At 71.9% G+C, this 17719-nt stretch carries 12 protein-coding genes; 9 read left to right on the top strand and 3 right to left on the bottom strand.

What is annotated here, in order from left to right:
• Positions 1–36: 36 nt before the first annotated feature.
• The 6 genes from ACF061_RS17755 (at position 37) to serA (ending at position 10375) form a co-directional block, all read left to right on the top strand.
• Entirely contained in the window at positions 37–1032 is a 996-nt protein-coding gene (locus tag ACF061_RS17755; protein WP_392267790.1) for a 2-hydroxyacid dehydrogenase, read from the top strand.
• Between the two features lie 378 nt (positions 1033–1410).
• The gene (locus ACF061_RS17750) at positions 1411–4566 is read left to right on the top strand and encodes a putative bifunctional diguanylate cyclase/phosphodiesterase (protein WP_392267789.1); all 3156 of its coding nucleotides are present in this window, start codon (positions 1411–1413) and stop codon (positions 4564–4566) included.
• A gap of 268 nt (positions 4567–4834) precedes the next feature.
• Positions 4835–6682 (top strand): acetolactate synthase large subunit, encoded by a 1848-nt coding sequence (locus ACF061_RS17745; RefSeq protein ID WP_392267788.1) that lies wholly within the window; start codon positions 4835–4837, stop codon positions 6680–6682.
• Positions 6683–6702: 20 nt separating this feature from the next.
• Positions 6703–7227, top strand: coding sequence for an acetolactate synthase small subunit (gene ilvN / locus ACF061_RS17740; RefSeq protein ID WP_392267787.1), 525 nt, complete (start codon positions 6703–6705; stop codon positions 7225–7227).
• Positions 7228–7346: 119 nt separating this feature from the next.
• Positions 7347–8345 carry a ketol-acid reductoisomerase gene (gene ilvC / locus ACF061_RS17735; protein WP_392267786.1) on the top strand — a complete coding sequence of 333 codons (999 nt, stop codon included), beginning with the start codon at positions 7347–7349 and terminating at the stop codon, positions 8343–8345.
• 440 nt (positions 8346–8785) lie between these two features.
• Positions 8786–10375, top strand: coding sequence for a phosphoglycerate dehydrogenase (gene serA, locus ACF061_RS17730; RefSeq protein ID WP_392267785.1), 1590 nt, complete (start codon positions 8786–8788; stop codon positions 10373–10375).
• 153 nt (positions 10376–10528) lie between these two features.
• Here serA and ACF061_RS17725 read toward each other — a convergent pair whose 3' ends face one another.
• Positions 10529–12097 carry an MFS transporter gene (locus ACF061_RS17725; RefSeq protein ID WP_392267784.1) on the bottom strand — a complete coding sequence of 523 codons (1569 nt, stop codon included), beginning with the start codon at positions 12095–12097 and terminating at the stop codon, positions 10529–10531.
• A gap of 97 nt (positions 12098–12194) precedes the next feature.
• Between ACF061_RS17725 and ACF061_RS17720 the strand changes: the two genes are divergently transcribed.
• Positions 12195–12812, top strand: a complete 618-nt coding sequence (locus ACF061_RS17720; RefSeq protein ID WP_392267783.1) for a TetR/AcrR family transcriptional regulator — start codon at positions 12195–12197, stop codon at positions 12810–12812.
• Positions 12813–12830: 18 nt separating this feature from the next.
• Here the strand turns inward: ACF061_RS17720 and ACF061_RS17715 are convergent, their stop codons facing one another.
• Positions 12831–14072 carry a PucR family transcriptional regulator gene (locus tag ACF061_RS17715; protein ID WP_392267782.1) on the bottom strand — a complete coding sequence of 414 codons (1242 nt, stop codon included), beginning with the start codon at positions 14070–14072 and terminating at the stop codon, positions 12831–12833.
• Positions 14073–14214: 142 nt separating this feature from the next.
• Here ACF061_RS17715 and ACF061_RS17710 point away from each other — a divergent pair, with 142 nt between their 5' ends.
• Positions 14215–15141: a proline dehydrogenase family protein gene (locus tag ACF061_RS17710; RefSeq protein ID WP_392267781.1), complete on the top strand. Its 927-nt coding sequence runs from the start codon at positions 14215–14217 to the stop codon at positions 15139–15141.
• A gap of 141 nt (positions 15142–15282) precedes the next feature.
• Complete coding sequence (pruA, locus tag ACF061_RS17705; protein ID WP_392267780.1) at positions 15283–16914, top strand: L-glutamate gamma-semialdehyde dehydrogenase; 1632 nt, start codon at positions 15283–15285, stop codon at positions 16912–16914.
• Between the two features lie 83 nt (positions 16915–16997).
• On the opposite strand, the gene ACF061_RS17700 is transcribed toward pruA, so the two are convergent.
• The gene (locus ACF061_RS17700; protein ID WP_392267779.1) at positions 16998–17492 is read right to left on the bottom strand and encodes a DUF1877 family protein; all 495 of its coding nucleotides are present in this window, start codon (positions 17490–17492) and stop codon (positions 16998–17000) included.
• Between the last annotated feature and the right edge of the window lie 227 nt (positions 17493–17719).

Genomic DNA, 17719 nt, shown 5'->3' with positions numbered 1-17719 from the left:
TCTGCCTCCGCGCACCCCTGACATAGCCTCCTGGGCATGACTGCTGACGTGTGGCTGCCCATCCCGCCGGAGGAGATCGAGGGACTTCCCGAAGGCCCGAACTACCTGTTCTGGGACGGAGGTGACGACGGCGGTCAGGAGTACCCCGGGGACCCGGCCGACTGCGTTCTCTACGCGGTGCCGTACATGAAGCCCGCCGAGCTCTGCGTCCGCCCGATGCCCCGCATGGGCTCGGTGCGGGTGGTGCAGACGCTGACCGCGGGGACCGACCACGTGGAGCAGGGCCTGAGGCACCTGCCGGCCGGCGTGCGGCTGTGCAACGCGCGCGGGGTGCACGAAGCGAGCACCGCCGAGCTCGCCCTGGCCCTCGTCCTCGCCTCGCTGCGCGGCATCCCAGGCTTCGTGCGGGCCCAGGACCGGGGCGAGTGGCGGGGCGGCTTCCGGCCCGCGCTGGCGGACCGGAGCGTCCTCATCGTCGGCTACGGGGCGATCGGCGCCGCCATCGAGGACCGGCTCACGCCCTTCGAGCTCGCGCGGGTGGCGCGCGTGGCGCGCTCCGGACGCGCATCGGCGCGCGGTCCGGTGCATCCACTCACCGAACTGCCCTCGCTGCTCCCGGAAGCCGACGTCGTCATCCTCTCCACGCCCTTGACGGAGGCCACCCACGGCCTGGTCGACGCCGACTTCCTCGCCCGGATGAAGGACGGCGCGCTGCTGGTGAACGTCGCCCGCGGGCCCGTCGTCGACACCGGGGCGCTGCTGGCCGCGCTGGCAACCGGCCGGATCACCGCGGCCCTCGACGTCACCGACCCCGAGCCGCTGCCTCCCGGGCACCCCCTGTGGCACGCTCCCGGCGTGCTGATCAGCCCGCACGTCGGCGGCCCCACCTCGGCGTTCCGGCCGCGCGCCGAGCGGCTGCTGGTGGGCCAGCTGCGCCGCTTCGTGAACCGGGAGCCGCTCGCCAACGTGGTCCTCACGACGGGTACGGCGGGTGCGGCGGACGAACGGTCCGCGGGCGCGGCAGGCGCGTAGTCCGCTTCGGGTACCGTCCGCGATCATCCGGACGCGGTGCGTACCCGCATATGCGCTACTCGTCACGGAGCGTAGAGAAGCTATGTCCCTGAGTGACGAGACTGGTGTATCGTCCCCGGCAGGGGTCGCGCCGGGCACTTCCGGCGCCGGGGACGGACATTCCAGACTGTGAGGGGGGCGACGGGCGATGCACGGCCTATGGACGAACGATCCGACGCGGCGGGGCCGCCACCGCAAACCCTGGCGCACGGCAGCGCGTGGACGCGGCCCGTACCCCCGCGGTCAGCAGCAGCACCGCGGGCCCGGCGGCCGCGCAAGGAACGCGCACCCGGCGTGCCCGGCCCCGCGGGGCCGGACGGCGTGGGCCGGGAGGGACCGGTGAGCCCCCCTCCGCCCGCCGTGGCCGTGCCCGGCGGAGCGCTGCGCGACCAGTCCTCGCCGGGGGCGCCGCCGACCCGGCCGACCACCACCGTCGGCGGCGCCCGCAGACTGGCTCCCCAGTTCGCCCTGGCGCTGATCTGCGCGGGGTACGCCATCGGTTCCGCCACCGGCTGGGGTTCGCGCGAGGTGGCGCGGGTCATGGGCGACTTCGGGCTGAGCGCCGCGGCCGGCACCGCGGCCGTCTCGTGCGTGCTGTACGCGCGCAGCAACCGCGTCCGCTTCCGGCTCGCCTGGCTGCTGTTCGCCCTCTCCTCGGCGATGGCGTGCCTGGGCAACGCGGTCTGGGGGTGGTACGAGGTCGTCCTCGACGAGCCCGTACCCAGCCCCAGCTACGCCGACCTGTTCTTCCTGTGCTTCGCACCGCCCGCGATCGTCGGTCTCCTGGTGCTCGCCAAGCGGCCGGCGAACAGGGCGGGCTGGGTGTGCCTGGCCCTGGACGCCTGGCTGATCGGCGGCTCGCTGCTGACCCTCTCCTGGAGCCTCGCACTCGCCCAGGCGGCCAAGTTCGACGGACCGAGCGTCGCGTACACCGCGCTCTCGCTGGCCTACCCGCTGCTGGACATCGCTCTGGTCAGCATGGTCCTCGCCCTGCACTTCCGGCGCTCACGGGTCAACCGCAGAGCCGTGAACACCGCGATCGGCGGCCTGGCCCTGACCGTGCTGAGCGACGCCCTGTTCACCTCGCCGCTGCTGCACAACAGCTACCGCTCCGGGCAGCTCCTCGACGCGGGCTGGTTCGCCGGCTCGCTGCTCCTCGCCTACGCCCCCTGGGTCGCCTCCCGGTGCGTCGGGGTGATCGCCGAGCAGCACGACGCGGCCCGCCCCGAGGAGGATCCCGCGGCGGCCGACGGGCACCCGCACGACGCTCCCGCGCGGGAGGACGCGGACCACCGGAGCGACGGGCACGCGCGCGCGCCCGACGAGGCCACCCCCGCCGTCGCACCCGCGGCCGACGGCCACGCGCCCGGCACGCACACCCGCGCGCCGCACGGGCACGTTCCCGGGCAGCGCACGGCGGGACCCGGCGGGTACGCCCGGCCGCCCGCGCCGGGAGGCGAGCACGACCGGTATCCGGCCGGCCGGCCCATCGCCGGCTCCCTCGCCGCCCTCACCCCCTACCTCGCCGCCGCCGTCTGCACGCTGGGGATCCTCTACAACGTCCTCAACGGCCACAGCGTCGACCGCGTGGTCCTGATCACCGCCGGCGCGGTGGTCCTCGCCCTCGTCGTACGCCAGGGCATCATGCTGCTCGACAACATCACCCTCACCCAGGAACTGGCCCAGAAGGAGAACCACTTCCGCTCCCTGGTCCAGGGCTCCAGCGACGTCATCATGATCGCCGCGACCAACGGCATCCTGAGATACGTGTCCCCGGCCGCCGCCGGGGTGTACGGGCGGCCCGCCGAGGAACTGGTGGGCACCGAACTGGCCAGTCTCATCCACCCGGAGGACCTGGGGTGCGTGGTGCACGAGGTGCGCCGGTTCCTCGTCGCCGGTCCGCTGGAGGAGCCCACCACACGCATCGAGTGCCGCTTCCGGTCCGGCGCCGGAGGCTGGCTCAACGTCGAGTCGACCATCAACCGCCACCACGGCGGCCTGATCTTCAACAGCCGGGACGTCACCGAGAGAGTGCGCCTGCAGGCACAGCTCCAGCACAACGCCGAGCACGACCCGCTCACCGACCTGCCCAACCGCGCACTGTTCACCAAGCGCGTGCAGCAGGCGCTCTCCGGCCGCCGCAGCACCGACCGCGGCACCGCCGTGCTCTTCATCGACCTCGACGGCTTCAAGGGCGTCAACGACACCATCGGGCACCAGGCCGGGGACCAGCTCCTCGTCCAGGCCGCGCACAGACTCCAGGCCGCGGTCCGGCTCGGGGACACCGCCTCCCGGCTCGGCGGTGACGAGTTCGCGGCCCTCATCGTCGGGGACGGCACCCGCGACCACAGCGCACGCGAAGGGCACATCCTGGAGCTGGCCGACCGCCTCAGAGTGACGCTGTCGCAGCCCTACCTCATCGACGGCAACGATGTCCGGGTCGCCGCGTCCATCGGCGTCGCCTTCGCCGAACCGGGCCTCGGCGCGGGCGAGCTGCTGCGCAACGCCGACCTCGCCATGTACCGCGCCAAGGCGGCCGGCAAGGGACGCGTCGAGCTGTACGCACCGCAGATGCAGCAGGACGTCGTCCGCCGGGCGGGGCTGGCCACCCGGCTCAGGTCCGCGCTGCACGACGGCGAGTTCACCCTGCTGCACCAGCCGGTGGTCTGCCTCGCCGACGGCCGGATCACATCGGTCGCCGCCCACGCGCGCTGGCGTTCGGCCCAGGGCGTGCTGTTCACCCCCGCCGAGTTCCTGCGGGAGGCCGAGGACGGCGACCGGACGGCCGAACTGGGCCGCTGGACGCTGGAGGAGGCCGTCGAACAGGCCGCCGAGCGCGCCCGCACCGGCCTGGCCGTGTCCGTGGTGGTCCGGATGGGCGCCCGCCGGCTGGTGGACCGCGCGCTGCCGCCCGGCACCGTCGAGGCCCTGCTGACCCGGCACGGGCTGCCCTCGGGGGCGCTGACGATCGAGCTGTCGGACACCGACCCGCGGGTTCCGCTGGACGAGCTGGAGCGGCGCCTGGCCGCCCTCGGACGGCTCGGCGTCCGGATCGCGCTGGACGGCTTCGGCAGCGGCCACGGGGCGATCGCGGCGCTCAGAAGACTCCCCGTCGACGTGCTCAAGCTGGACCGCGGCCTGGTCGAGGGCGTCGTGGAGTCCGCCCGCCTGCACAAGATCACAAGTGGTCTGCTGCGCATCGCGGGCGACCTGGGGCTCCAGTCCGTGGCGGACGGCGTGGACCTGCCCGAGCAGGTGGTCGCCCTGCGCGCGATGGGCTGCACCCACGGTCAGGGGATGGCCTTCGCCGGCCCGCTGGACGAGCACCGGCTGCGCCGGGCGCTCACGACCGGTCACTACCCGGTGCCGCACGGGCCGGCCGAACCGGTGCTCGCCGGTGGCCGTGCGGGGCCGTACGCCGCCGGGGTGACCGCCGTCTTCGGCGGTGGGACGACGCTGCGACCACATGGTGAGACTCCCGTCCCACCCACTTGACAGTGGGTGCGTGCCGGGGGGAGGGTCAGTGCCATGCGCACCCGAATTCTCGTACTTGGACAGCGCGTCGGCTGAGCTGGGACCCACCGGAGGAGATCCGGAATCCCCAGCGACCCTCACCGGCGCGCTCCCCTCGCTTGCCTCACGGCACGAGGGGTTTTTTGTTGCACTGGCACCCGCCGTGCGGCAGCCGTAGACCGTGCGAACCCGGCGAAAGCCGACACGCACGCCCCCCCGCAAAGAACCTCAGCATCGAGAAGAGAAGCCGATGACCGAGCAGGCCACCGGGGCCCATCATCCGCAGCCGCGGCCCCGATCCGGAGGACACCAGTCCGCGCCCGAGCACGTCACGGGTGCGCAGTCCCTCATCCGCTCTCTCGAGGAGGTCGGCGCCGACACCGTATTCGGCATTCCCGGCGGTGCGATCCTGCCCGCCTACGACCCGCTGATGGACTCGACCCGGGTGCGCCACGTCCTGGTCCGGCACGAGCAGGGCGCCGGGCACGCGGCCACCGGGTACGCCCAGGCCACCGGCAAGGTGGGCGTCTGCATGGCCACCTCCGGACCGGGCGCGACCAACCTGGTCACCCCGATCGCCGACGCCCACATGGACTCCGTCCCGATGGTCGCGATCACCGGCCAGGTGGCGTCCTCCTCGATCGGCACGGACGCCTTCCAGGAAGCGGACATCGTCGGCATCACCATGCCGGTCACCAAGCACAACTTCCTGGTCACCAAGGCCGAGGACATCCCGCGGGTGATCGCGCAGGCGTTCCACATCGCCTCCACCGGCCGCCCCGGTCCCGTCCTCGTCGACATCGCCAAGGACGCCCTCCAGGCGAGGACCACCTTCTCCTGGCCCCCGGTGATGGACCTGCCGGGCTACCGGCCCGTCACCAAGCCGCACGCCAAGCAGATCCGCGAGGCCGCCAAGCTCATCACCGCCGCCAAGCGGCCCGTCCTCTACGTCGGCGGCGGCGTGATCAAGGCCAAGGCCACCGCCGAGCTGAAGGTGCTCGCCGAACTCACCGGAGCGCCCGTCACCACCACCCTGATGGCGCTCGGCGCGTTCCCCGACAGCCACCCGCTGCACGTGGGAATGCCGGGCATGCACGGTGCGGTCACCGCCGTCACCGCGCTGCAGAAGGCCGACCTGATCGTCGCCCTCGGCGCCCGCTTCGATGACCGCGTCACCGGCAAGCTGGACAGCTTCGCCCCGTACGCCAAGATCGTCCACGCCGACATCGACCCGGCCGAGATCGGCAAGAACCGCGAGGCCGACGTGCCGATCGTCGGGGACGCCCGCGAGGTCATCGCCGACCTGATCCAGGCCGTCCAGAAGGAGCACGCGGAGGGCCGCAGCGGCGACTACACCGCCTGGTGGAACGACCTCAACCGCTGGCGCGAGACCTACCCGCTCGGCTACGACCAGCCCGGCAACGGCTCGCTCTCCCCGCAGCAGGTCATCGAGCGCATCGGACAGCTCGCGCCCGAGGGCACGATCTTCGCGGCGGGCGTCGGCCAGCACCAGATGTGGGCCGCGCACTTCGTCCAGTACGAGCAGCCCGCCACCTGGCTGAACTCCGGCGGCGCGGGAACCATGGGCTACGCCGTTCCGGCGGCGATGGGGGCCAAGGCCGGCATGCCCGACCGCACCGTCTGGGCGATCGACGGCGACGGCTGCTTCCAGATGACCAACCAGGAACTGACCACCTGCGCGCTGAACAACATCCCGATCAAGGTCGCCGTCATCAACAACGGCGCCCTCGGGATGGTCCGCCAGTGGCAGACCCTGTTCTACAACCAGCGCTACTCCAACACCGTGCTGCACTCCGGCCCGGACGACGTCAACCCGCAGGCGAGGGGCACCCGCGTCCCCGACTTCGTGAAGCTGTCGGAGGCCATGGGCTGCTACGCGATCCGCTGCGAGTCCCCGGCCGACCTGGACAAGGCCATCGAGGAGGCCAACTCCATCAACGACCGCCCGGTCGTCATCGACTTCATCGTCCACGAGGACGCGATGGTGTGGCCGATGGTCGCCGCCGGCACTTCCAACGACGAGATCATGGCCGCCCGGGACGTCCGCCCCGACTTCGGCGACAACGAAGACGACTGACAGAGAGCTGAGCGATAACCATGTCCAAGCACACCCTCTCGGTCCTCGTCGAGAACACCCCCGGCGTCCTCGCCCGGATCACCGCGCTGTTCTCCCGCCGCGGCTTCAACATCGACTCGCTCGCGGTCGGCGTCACCGAGCACGCCGACATCTCCCGCATCACCATCGTGGTCAGCGTCGAGGACTTCCCGCTGGAGCAGGTGACCAAGCAGCTCAACAAGCTCGTCAACGTGCTCAAGATCGTCGAGCTGGAGCCCACCCAGGCCGTCCAGCGCGAACTCGTCCTGGTGAAGGTGCGCGCCGACAACGAGACGCGCTCCCAGATCGTCGAGATCGTCCAGCTCTTCCGCGCCAAGACGGTCGACGTCTCCCCGGAGGCCGTGACCATCGAGGCCACCGGGTCCAGCGACAAGCTGGCCGCCATGCTCAAGATGCTGGAGCAGTACGGCATCAAGGAACTGGTGCAGTCCGGCACGATCGCGATCGGCCGCGGCGCCCGTTCGATCACGGACCGGTCGCTGCGCGCCCTCGACCGGTCGGCTTAGCGGCGTATTCGGGCGGCCGGGGGAAACCCGCCGCCCGTATACCGAGACCCCCAGACTTCCCGTCCCCCCACCGGCATACGGTGGGACGCACAACCTGCACACCAAGGAGAGAACCCAAAGTGGCCGAGCTGTTCTACGACGCTGACGCCGACCTGTCCATCATCCAGGGCCGCAAGGTCGCGGTCATCGGCTACGGCAGCCAGGGCCACGCCCACGCGCTGTCGCTGCGCGACTCCGGTGTCGACGTGCGTGTCGGTCTGCACGAGGGCTCCAAGTCCAAGGCCAAGGCCGAGGAGCAGGGCCTGCGCGTGGTGAGCCCGTCGGAGGCCGCCGCCGAGGCCGACGTCATCATGATCCTGGTGCCGGACCCGATCCAGGCCCAGGTCTACGAGGAGCACATCGCCCCGAACCTGAAGGACGGCGACGCGCTGTTCTTCGGCCACGGCCTGAACATCCGCTACGGCTTCATCAAGCCCCCGGCCGGTGTGGACGTGTGCATGGTCGCCCCGAAGGGCCCGGGTCACCTGGTGCGCCGCCAGTACGAGGAGGGCCGCGGCGTCCCGTGCATCGTCGCGGTCGAGCAGGACGCCTCCGGCGACGCCTTCGCGCTGGCCCTGTCCTACGCCAAGGGCATCGGCGGCACCCGCGCCGGCGTCATCAAGACGACCTTCACCGAGGAGACCGAGACCGACCTGTTCGGCGAGCAGGCCGTGCTGTGCGGTGGCACCGCCGCCCTGGTGAAGGCCGGCTTCGAGACGCTGGTCGAGGCGGGCTACCAGCCGGAGATCGCCTACTTCGAGTGCCTGCACGAGCTGAAGCTGATCGTCGACCTCATGTACGAGGGCGGCCTGGAGAAGATGCGCTGGTCGATCTCCGAGACCGCCGAGTGGGGCGACTACGTCACCGGCCCGCGCATCATCACCGACGCCACCAAGGCCGAGATGAAGAAGGTCCTCGCCGAGATCCAGGACGGCACCTTCGCCCGGAACTGGATGGACGAGTACCACGGCGGCCTGAAGAAGTACAACGAGTACAAGAAGCAGGACTCCGAGCACCTGCTGGAGACCACCGGCAAGGAGCTGCGCAAGCTCATGAGCTGGGTGGACGAGGAGGCGTAAGCCTCACTCCCGAAGGGGCCGGGGCCGATGGCCCCGGCCCCTTCGGGGCACCCGGAGTAACGTCGGAAACCCAGCGGATCCACGGCGTTGTCCACCCCGTCCAGCCACGGACGGGTGATCCTTCCGCAGCGGAGTAATACAAAGCGCGCAACGCTACTACACTGCTGCACAACAACGCGTCAGGCCCACAGCGTCGTGCGTCTTCCACGCGGCCAAGCGACACCGAGGAATCGCAGGCACGCCCCCTCGCCGTCCGGCACGCACTCCCGCCGCACCGGCCGGAGGCCCTGGTAGCTCCGCTACGAGGACCCTCGCCCGGCACGCCGGGAGCACGCACCGACCGACGCGGGGACGCACCCACGATTCCCCGGCGCCGCTCCTTCCTCCGCCTGCGGCCGTCGGGACGGCCGTCCGCATGCATTGGACTTGTGAGGACTCACGTGAGCTCGAAACCAGTCGTACTCATCGCTGAAGAGCTGTCGCCCGCCACCGTCGACGCGCTCGGTCCGGACTTCGAGATCCGGCACTGCAACGGCGCCGACCGGGCGGAACTGCTCCCCGCCATCGCCGACGTGGACGCGATCCTGATCCGCTCGGCCACCAAGGTCGACGCCGAGGCCGTCGCCGCCGCGAAGAAGCTCAAGGTCGTCGCCCGTGCCGGCGTCGGCCTGGACAACGTCGACGTCTCCGCCGCCACCAAGGCCGGCGTGATGGTCGTCAACGCGCCCACCTCGAACATCGTGACCGCCGCCGAGCTGGCCTGCGGTCTGCTCCTGGCCACCGCGCGCAACATTCCGCAGGCCAACGCGGCGCTGAAGAACGGCGAGTGGAAGCGCAGCAAGTACACCGGCGTGGAGCTGGCCGAGAAGACCCTCGGCGTCGTCGGCCTCGGCCGCATCGGCGCCCTGGTCGCCCAGCGGATGTCCGCCTTCGGCATGAAGGTCGTCGCCTACGACCCCTACGTGCAGCCCGCGCGGGCCGCGCAGATGGGCGTCAAGGTGCTGACCCTGGACGAGCTGCTGGAGGTCTCCGACTTCATCACCGTCCACCTGCCCAAGACCCCCGAGACCCTCGGCCTGATCGGCGACGAGGCGCTGCGCAAGGTCAAGCCGAGCGTGCGCATCGTCAACGCCGCGCGCGGCGGCATCGTCGACGAGGAGGCGCTGTACTCGGCGCTCAAGGAGGGCCGCGTCGCCGGCGCGGGCCTGGACGTGTACGCCAAGGAGCCCTGCACGGACTCCCCGCTGTTCGAGTTCGACCAGGTCGTCTGCACCCCGCACCTCGGCGCCTCCACGGACGAGGCCCAGGAGAAGGCGGGCATCGCCGTCGCCAAGTCGGTGCGGCTGGCCCTCGCCGGTGAGCTGGTGCCGGACGCGGTCAACGTCCAGGGCGGCGTCATCGCCGAGGACGTCAAGCCGGGTCTGCCGCTCGCCGAGCGTCTCGGCCGCATCTTCACCGCGCTCGCCGGCGAGGTGGCCGTCCGCCTCGACGTCGAGGTGTACGGCGAGATCACCCAGCACGACGTGAAGGTGCTGGAGCTGTCCGCGCTCAAGGGCGTCTTCGAGGACGTCGTCGACGAGACGGTCTCCTACGTCAACGCGCCGCTGTTCGCCCAGGAGCGCGGTGTGGAGGTCCGCCTGACCACGAGCAGCGAGTCCTCGGACCACCGCAACGTGGTCACCGTGCGCGGCACCCTCGCCGACGGCGAGGAGATCTCGGTCTCCGGCACCCTGGCGGGCCCGAAGCACCTCCAGAAGATCGTCGCGGTCGGGGAGTACGACGTCGACCTCGCCCTCGCCGACCACATGGTCGTCCTGCGCTACGAGGACCGTCCCGGCGTCGTCGGCACGGTCGGCCGGGTCATCGGCGAGGCCGGCATCAACATCGCCGGCATGCAGGTCGCCCGCGCGGCGGTCGGCGGCGAGGCGCTGGCGGTGCTCACCGTCGACGACACGGTGCCCGCCGGGGTCCTGGCCGAGGTCGCCGCCGAGATCGGGGCGACGTCCGCCCGCTCGGTGAACCTGGTCTGAGCCGTCGTTCGTCCAGGGTGACCCCCGATCGGGGTCACCTCCTTCCGGGGGCGTCGCCCCCGGAAACCCGTTCGCCCCGCGAGCGGACTCCTCCGAGGACGCCGGACGGGCTGGTCGACCAGCCCGTCCGGCGTCGCACTGTGCGGGAGGCGGTCAGGCCACCGCCTCCGCGGCCTCCACCGCCTCCGCGGTCTGGGCGACCGGGGGGCTCTGCCGGACGTGGATCCGGCGCAGACTCGCCGCCGCCGCGGCCGCCGCCAGGACCAGCACCGCCGCCGCGGCGACGGCCGCACCGTGCATCCCGCTGGTGAAGGCCTCCCGTGCCGCCGTCACCAGGGCCTGACCGGTACGTCCGGGAAGCCGCGCGGCGACCGCGAGCGCGCCGCCGAGGGTCTCGTGCGCCGGGGCCGGGGCGCCGGACGGGATCTCGTGGCGGTAGACCGCCGTGCCGATCGAGCCGAGCACCGCCATGCCCAGCGCGCCGCCGAACTCGGCGCCCGTCTCCAGCAGCGACGAGGCCGTGCCCGCCCGCTCGACCGGGGCCGCGCCCAGCGCCAGGTCGGTCATCTGGGACATCACCATCACGATCCCGGAGGCCAGCACCGCGCACGCGGTCAGCACCAGCCGGAGCGAGTCCGTGCCGGCCAGGGCCAGCATGACGTAGCCGGCCGCGGCGATCGCGAAGCCCGCCGTGACGACGTACGCCCGGTCGACGCCCTTGTGCACCAGGGAGGTCGCCAGGGGAGCCGCCATGCCGATCGGCAGGGAGGGCAGCAGTGCCCACAGGGCCGCCTCCATCGCACTCTTGCCGAGCACCGACTGGAGGTACTGCGTGGTGAAGAAGGCCGAGCCCGTCATCGCGAAGGAGGAGACGAGGTTGAGCACCACCGCGGGGGCGAAGCCCCGGCCGCGGAACAGGGCCGGCGGGATCATCGGCGCGGCCGCCGTGCGCTGACGGCGGACGAAGAGCGCCGCGAAGAGCAGGCCGACGGTGATCGAGACGACGTAGAGGGGGCGCACGCCCTCGGACGGAATCTCCTTGAGGCCGTAGACCACGGGGAGCACGGCGGCCATCGACAGCGGCACGCTCAGCAGGTCGAAGCGGCCGGGCGCGGGGTCCTTCGACTCCGGCAGCAGGATCGGGCCGAGCACCAGCAGCAGCGCCATCGCGGGCAGGTTGACCAGGAAGACCGAGCCCCACCAGAAGTACTGCACCAGGACACCGCTCAGCACGGAGCCCAGCGCGATGCCGCCGGTCGTCACCGCGGACCAGACGCCGATCGCCTTCGCCCGCTGCGCGGGGTCGGTGAACATCGTGCGGACGATCGCCATCGTCGAGGGCATCAGGGTCGCGCCGCCGATGCCGAGGACCGCGCGGGCGGCGATCAGGGTCTCGGCGCTGTCGGCGTACGCGGCCACCAGGGAGGCGGCCCCGAAGGCGGCCGCACCGATCAGCAGCAGCCGGCGGCGGCCGACGCGGTCGCCGAGCGAGCCCATCGTCATCAGCAGGCCGGCCAGGACGAACGCGTAGACGTCGAAGATCCACAGCTGCTGGGTGCCGCTCGGCTCCAGGTCCGCGCTGATCGCGGGGATGGCGAAGTACAGGACCGAGACGTCCATCGAGACCAGCAGCAGCGGCAGCATCAGCACGCCCAGGGCGGTCCATTCACGGCGGCCGGCGCGGCCGGTCCCGGTCGGGGTGGTGCTCGTCGGGTTCGTCATGGCAGGGGAACATACACCTGTTTAAAACAACCGTCTAGAACAAGAGTATAGATCAAGCGTCTAGGACGGCCGTATGAATCGCGGGTAGGGTGGGCCCATGGGACATCGCGAGGATCTGCTCGAAGGCGCGAAGCGCTGCCTGCTGGAGAAGGGCTTCCTGCGCACCACCGCGCGCGACATCGTCAGGGAGTCGGGGACCAACCTCGCCTCGATCGGCTACCACTACGGCTCCAAGGACGCCCTGCTGGCACAGGCGTACGTCTCCCTGATCGAGGCCGTGGGGGACACCATGGCGCCCGGCTGGGGGGCGGGCGGCGAAGTGACGGCCCCCGCCGGGTCGCTGGAGCGCTTCGAGGCCGTGTGGGCGAACGTCATCCGCTCGCTGCCCGAGTCCCGGGCGATCTGGCTGCTGAGCTTCGAGCTCATCTTCCAGGGCGACCGCGTCCCGGAGGTGCGCCGGCTGCTGGGCGAGGCCCAGCGGGAGGGGCGGTCGGGGCTGGTCGCCATGTTCACCGGCATCCCGGAGGCCGACCTCGACGAGGAGAGCGTCGAGACCGAGGGCCGCTTCTACCAGACCCTCCTCAACGGCCTCATGGTGCAGTGGCTCTTCGACCCGGACTCGGCCACCGGCGCCGACCGGCTCACCGAAGGACTGCGCCGGGTGATCGAGGCGGCCGGCGAGGCGGCGAGCGGCCAGAAGCCGCAGGAGTCCTAGAACCGCCCAGGGCCCGCCCTAGAGCCGTGCCGCCTTCAGGGCCATGTGCAGCAGCAGCCGGTCCTCGCCGTCGTCCAGGTCGAGACCGGTCAGCTGCTCCACCCGGGACAGGCGGTAGTACAGGGTCTGACGGTGGATGCCCAGCTCGGCCGCGGTCCGGCCGGCCTGCCCCGCGCAGTCGAGGTAGACCTCGGCGGTACGGGACAGTTCCTGCTGGCCGGGGGAGAGCAGCGGGCCGACCACGCCGTCGTGCGCCGCCTCCGGGGGCAGGGAGGTCAGCAGCCGGTAGGGGCCGATCCGCGCCCACTCGGCGACCGGGCCGAGCCGGGGTTCCGCCAGGGCCGCCCGGGCCGCCGCCGACGCCTCCGCCCAGGCCGCGCCCAGGGTGGCCAGACCGGTCCGCCCGGCGGCCACGCCACCGGCCGCTCTCCCGCCGGCCGGCCCACCGCCCGCCGGTCCGCCGCCGTCCGCCCGCTCCAGCAGCCGTGTCGCCGCCGACACCGCCGGCGTCAGCGTCTCCGGGGTCCGCAGCCGGACCAGCAGCGCCAGACACTGCGCGGTGGCGCCCCACGGGACGGTGCACAGGGCCGTCGCCCCCGGCAGCGTACGCACCGAGGGGGCGTCGTCCGGGTCGGCCGAGGGCCAGGGCGCCACGCACACCACGGTGTGCGGTCCGTCCGCCCGCACGCCCAGGGCCGTACGCAGCTCCGCCACCGCCATGTCCCGCTGCCAGCCCCGCTCGGCGGTCAGCACCGCCCGCAGCTCGCGGGTGAGGTCGGCCCCGTGCTGCGCCTCGTCCGCCAGCAGCGCGCCGATTCGCGCGGTCACCGTCATGGCCGCCGCCAACTGCCGCTCGGACGGTCCCGGATCGTCGACCAGCAGCCAGACGTAGCCGAGGACGACACCCCGATGGCGTACCGGCAGGCAGATCCGTCCCCGGTACACGCCCGCCTCGGGAGTCGGCGGGATCCGCACCGGACCGGTCGCCCGCGTGATCCCGAAGCCCTCGAACCAGCGGCGGACCGCCGCCGTGGAGCGGCGGGTGAGGATCGACCGGGTGCGCACCGGGTCCAGGGCGGAGGGGTCCAGGTCGCCCTCGCTGTCGTAGGCGCCGAAGGCGATGAGCTCGAAGTTCCGGTTCTCCAGGGTGGCCGGGGCGCCGAGCAGCTCCGAGATCTCGTCGACCAGCTCCTGGTAGTCACCTTCGTACGCCGCTGTCACCCGGCCATTCTCCCGCACTTTCCCAGGACCTTCATACATCTGTCTGAGATCGCGACCGCTGATGCGTGACAGCTGTCGATGGCCGAGGATCGGGGAGGTTCCATAGCTTTCACAGTGGTTCTCCGTGCCGTCCCGGAATGGTCGGGATCAGGCCTTTTGCTGACTGTTGTGGAGGTGCCCCGTGCTGGGTCCCGTGATTCTTGCCGCGTCGCGCAGCGACCGGATGCGACGTCTGATCTCGGCGGCCCCGGTGACCAAGCAGGTGGTGGACCGCTTCATCCCCGGCGAGACCGTGACCGACATCGTCCCGATCATCGAGGACCTCACGGGCAAGGGCCTGGAGCTGACCATGGACGTGGTCGGCGAGGACATCACCACCCCCGAGCAGGCCACCGCGGCCCGCGACGCCTACCTCGGACTGATCGACCGGATCAAGGACCTCGACCTCGGTGAGAGGGTCGAGATGTCCGTCAAGCTGTCCATGTTCGGCCAGGCGCTGCCCGGCGGCCACGAGCTGGCCCTCGCCAACGTCCGCCCGGTCGTCGAGGCCGCCGCCGCCATCGGCACCACGGTCACCCTGGACGCGGAGGACCACACCACCCTCGACTCGATGTTCGCCATCCACGAGGAGCTGCGGAAGGACTTCCCGCAGACCGGCTGTGTCATCCAGGCCTACCTCTTCCGCACCGAGGCCGACGCGCGCCGCCTCGCCGCCGCCGGCAGCCGGGTGCGCCTGGTGAAGGGTGCCTACAAGGAGCCCGCCGAGGTCGCCCACCAGAACAAGCACGAGATCGACAAGGCGTACGTCCGGATCCTGCGTACCCTCATGGAGGGCGACGGGTACCCGATGATCGGTTCGCACGACCCGCGCCTGATCTCGATCGGACAGGAGCTGGCCCGCACCGCCGGCCGCAAACTGGACGAGTACGAGTTCCAGATGCTGTACGGCATCCGCAGCGACGAGCACCTGCGGCTGGCCGCCGAGGGCCACCGCATGCGCGTCTACACCGCCTACGGCACCGACTGGTACGGCTACTTCATGCGGCGTCTCGCGGAGAAGCCCGCCAACCTGCGCTTCTTCGCGCGCAGCATGATCACACGTGGCTGACCCGGGCGTGCCGTGCCGAAACCCCCGCCAGGGGTCCCGGGGCCGCACCCCGGGAAGGCACGGCGCCCGCCCGACGGCCGGCAAGGGCTGAGCCCGCACCACCCCGCGACACACCGCCCAAGTCAAGGAGTTACGGAACCCATGGACGCTGTGACCCAGGTCCCCACCCCCGTCAACGAGCCGGTGCACGGCTACGCCCCCGGCTCGCCCGAGCGCGCCCGGCTGGAGGCCAAGCTCAAGGAGCTGGCCGAGAACCCGGTCGACCTGCCCTGCACGATCGGCGGCGAGAAGCGGCTGGGCGGCGGCGAGGCCTTCGAGGTCGTCCAGCCGCACAACCACAAGGCCGTCCTCGGCACCTACCGCAACGCCACCAAGGCGGACGCCCAGGACGCCATCGACGCGGCGCTCGCCGCGGCCCCGGCCTGGCGCGCGATGTCCTTCGACGACCGGGCCGCGATCATCCTGCGCGCCGCCGAGCTGCTGGCCGGCCCGTGGCGCGAGACGATCGCCGCCTCCACCATGCTCGGTCAGTCCAAGACCGCCCAGCAGGCGGAGATCGACAGCCCCTGCGAGCTGGTCGACTTCTGGCGCTTCAACGTCCACTACGCCCGCCAGATCCTGGCCGAGCAGCCCCCGGCCAACTCCCCGGGCGTGTGGAACCGCCTCGACCACCGTCCGCTGGAGGGCTTCGTCTACGCGATCACGCCCTTCAACTTCTCGGCGATCGCCGCCAACCTGCCCACCGCGCCGGCCCTCATGGGCAACGTGGTGATCTGGAAGCCGTCCCCCACCCAGACGCACGCCGCCGTCCTGCTGATGAGGCTGCTGGAGGAGGCGGGCCTGCCCAAGGGCGTCATCAACCTGCTCACCGGTGACGGCCTGGAGGTCTCCGAGGTCGCGCTGAACCACCGCGACCTGGCCGGCATCCACTTCACCGGCTCGACCAAGACCTTCCAGCACCTGTGGAAGACGGTCGGCAACAACATCGAGAAGTACCGTTCCTACCCGCGCCTGGTCGGCGAGACCGGCGGCAAGGACTTCGTGGTCGCCCACCCGAGCGCCGACCGCGCGGTGCTCAAGACGGCGCTGACCCGCGGCGCCTTCGAGTACCAGGGCCAGAAGTGCTCGGCCACCTCCCGCGCCTACGTTCCGGCCTCGATCTGGAACTCGGGCTTCAAGGAGGAGTTCGCCGCCGAGATCGAGGGCCTGACCATGGGCGACGTCACCGACCTGTCGAACTTCATCGGCGCGGTCATCGACGAGCGTTCCTTCGCGAAGAACAAGGCCGCGATCGACCGGGCCCAGCAGGACCCGTCCTGCACGATCGTCGCGGGCGGCTCCTATGACGACTCGGTCGGCTGGTTCGTCCGTCCGACCGTCATCGAGTGCACCGACCCGGAGAACGAGGTCTTCACCACCGAGTACTTCGGCCCGATCCTCGCGGTCCACGTCTACGAGGACGACCGGTACGACGAGATGCTGACCCAGATGGAGTCGGTGTCGGACTACGCCCTGACGGGCTCGGTCGTCGCCGGCGACCGTGCCGCGGCGGCGTACACCATGGAGAAGCTGCGCTACGCGGCCGGCAACTTCTACATCAACGACAAGTCGACCGGCGCCGTGGTCGGCCAGCAGCCCTTCGGCGGCGGCCGCGCCTCCGGCACCAACGACAAGGCCGGCGCCCCGCAGAACCTGATGCGCTGGACCCTGACCCGTGCCATCAAGGAGGCCCTGGTCGCGCCGACCGACTACACCTACCCGCACATGGGCTGATCCCCGCCCCGCGGCCCCGCACCCCGCCCCCGTTCCGCGACCCCCTCCCGGAACGGGGGCGGTGCCGTGCCCGGCCCGCCGGTTCAGAAGGAGAAGTCCTTGACCACGGCCCGGCCCTCGGCCGCCGCTCGCCGGTAGGTGTCGCTCAGCCGCGCGTAGTGGTCCCGGAACATCTCGCGCACCTCGCCCTCGCCCCAGCCCGGCGGGTCCGCCGTCAGCCCGCTGTCGGCCGCCGCCCAGAGATCCTCGAAGTCCGTCGACTCCGCGAACCGCGCCGCCGCACGCACCTCGTCGGCGGACAGGACGATGTAGGGCGGCTCGTCGGAGTTCGGCCGACGGTACACGGGACGGCCGCCGAATATCAGCAGGGAGGCGGGTTCCTCGGGGCCCAGGGCCCGGGCCCCGGACCCGCGGACCAGGCGGTCAAGGTCGAAGAAGTCCTTGTGGATCACGCTCTCGATACTGCCGGGGGACGGCTCCTCGGCGTCCCAGGCGGCGCTGAAGAGCCGGTCGAGCCAGGCCGGGTCGTCGAGCGGCTCGTCCTCCCGGACGGCGATGAGGTGCACGTGGTATCCCATGACCGGCACCGTAGGGCCGCCCACTGACATCGACGGTGGTGGACGGGATCCGGTGGCCGTGGCTCTCCCACCGGCCGACGTCCCGCCGGGCCGTGTCCGCGTCGTCCCGCCCGACGGCCCCGGTCCCGACCCACGGCGCGCGGCCCCGGTCCCGACCCACGGCGCGCGGCCCCGGTCCCGGCCCAGGGCCCCCGGCCCCGGTCCCGGCCCAGGGCCCCCGGCCCCGG

The organism is Streptomyces sp. NPDC015220 (genome assembly GCF_043079345.1).
Lineage (GTDB): Bacteria > Actinomycetota > Actinomycetes > Streptomycetales > Streptomycetaceae > Streptomyces.
Note: the sequence above shows the minus strand (reverse complement) of the source record. Positions and strands in the feature narration are given on the sequence as shown.